The organism is Ectobacillus sp., assembly GCF_056992975.1.
Genome location: NZ_JBXKMX010000026.1, coordinates 1 through 2,113 on the forward strand (window position 1 = coordinate 1; position 2,113 = coordinate 2,113).

The window sequence follows — 2,113 nt, forward strand, 5'->3', positions numbered from 1 at the left end:
GCATGGCTACAACGTTCATCCACGTCATTGCATTTTCTCTCCTCACAAGTATGTTCCAAAGCATGTTTTCCTGCATTGAAAACATGCTTTGGTAGGGATGCACAGTCTATCTTAAAATTCTTATTGCTCGTATTTTTTCATCAATTGTGCTAATTCTTCATCAATTGCTTTGTCCTTGCTCATACTCGCTAATTCTTCATCAATGGACTTTTCCTTTTTATACACTTCTCCGCTCGCTTCTGCTTCTGCTTCTAATTGAAGTGCCTTATCTTCCATTCTCTTTAATCCCGCTAACGCTGTATTTGTATCAAAACCAGACATCGCCTTGTTAATGTTTTTTTGTGCTTGCGCAGCATTTACTCTTGCCACAAGCGTTTCACGTTTGTTTTTTAATTCGGTCACTTGTTTGCGCATTTCTTCAAGCTTTTCACGAAGATTATCAGCAGCCAACTTATTTTGCTCATAGCTAGTCTTATATTCATCACGTTTTTGCTCGGCATTTTTCTTCTCTTCCAAGGCTCTTCGTGCAAGATCTATGTTTTTCGCTTGTACGGCTAAATTTGCTTGTTCATCACGTTTATTCACTAAGGATTCTTGTTCTTCATATAACAATTTAAACTTCTTCTCTAGAGCAATTTGTGCCGCAACACTTTTCTCTGCCTCTTCTAAATCCTCTTGCATATCCCGTAAGTATTGATCTGTCATTTTAATCGGATCTTCAGCTTTTTCGATAAGAGAATATACATTTGACAATGTTAAATCGCGTAATCTTTTAAAAATTGACATGAACAAATTCCTCCATTCATTTTTGTAAAGATAGAAGCTTACTACATTCATAGTAACATAATATGTATCCTGATAATAAATTTATAATCAACGATAGTGTATTACATTACTTGTTGCTTTTTTGTTTATTTGTATCCACATCCAGAATATCAAGAAAGAACATAAAAATAGGAATGCCAATAATTAATCCCCAAATTCCTAAGAAATGCTCTGAAAAAATAAGAATCGTAAACGTATAAAACATCGGCAAATTGGTCTTAGATGACATGAGCTTTGGATTAAGTACATAGCCTTCTAGCATATGGAGCACTGTAATCATAATAATGACATATACAATATACATCATTCCACCAATTGTATATGCAACTGTACACAATGGAAGTAAAGAAATGAACACCCCAGCAACAGGGACTAATCCAAAAAAGAAAATCATTAGCCCTAAACCAATTAACTGTGGAAAGCCCATGAAGTAAAGAGCTATAACACTTAATATACTATTCACAAAGGCAATAGCGAACTGTGCTTCAATTACTTTTCCAAACGACCTAGCAAACCGTTCCCCAAAATATTTCGTTTCTGTAAAAATAGCCGAAATCTTACTGTTTTCGAAACGATTCGTGAACTCTATAATTCTAGGCTTTTCTAAAAGATAAATACAACTTAAAACAAGCGCTAAAAATACATCAAACCCTAGTTTTCCTACATTTGTTGCATATTTGTATATTATATCAATAAACTGTGTTGTATATCCCGAAAGTTCATTTTGTTTTAATGTGTCAATAATATAAAGAATGATGGGATCATTGGGAGGGTGATTATAAAATGCCTTTAATTGCTTTACAAGTTGAATAATCTGTGTGGTGACGACCGGTAAAAATTTATAAATCACTATGAATAAAGCAATAACAAGTATGATATATAACACTGCTACCGTAAACTTACGATTTAATGAGATGATTTTTTGGAGCCGTGTTGATAGAAATTTATGTAGTCGACCCATTAAAAAGGTAAATATAAAAGTAAGTAAAATTAAGTTGATCATGCTGCGTAAGCTGTACAAAAGGAGCGCTAAAAACAGTAAGATTAAAATCCGTTGAAAGCTATAGCTCTGAAAATATTTCCTCGTCCATGAGAACAATTGTGCATCCCAGCCTCTCCATAATCTAATATGTTTTCTATCACATTACCATAATTACAAAACCCATATCCATTAGAATCATACTTTCTATCGTGCGCCTGTTACACCATTTACTATAATTTATTTACCGTATAGAAACAATAATTCCGTTAATAATAATAATAAAAAGGATTGATTATGAAAACATTA

At 33.3% G+C, this 2,113-nt stretch carries 2 protein-coding genes; both read right to left on the minus strand.

Features of this window, described 5'->3' with window-relative positions:
• Positions 1–120: 120 nt before the first annotated feature.
• Complete coding sequence (locus AC11ZT_RS01060) at positions 121–786, minus strand: PspA/IM30 family protein (protein ID WP_484057832.1); 666 nt, start codon at positions 784–786, stop codon at positions 121–123.
• Positions 787–892: 106 nt separating this feature from the next.
• Complete coding sequence (locus AC11ZT_RS01065) at positions 893–1,924, minus strand: AI-2E family transporter (protein ID WP_484057833.1); 1,032 nt, start codon at positions 1,922–1,924, stop codon at positions 893–895.
• Positions 1,925–2,113: the final 189 nt, after the last annotated feature.

Bases quoted from the DNA above. Each gene is read 5' to 3' on its own strand.
- AC11ZT_RS01060 (WP_484057832.1), bottom strand. From the start codon at position 786: ATGTCAATTTTTAAAAGATTACGCGATTTAACATTGTCAAATGTATAT.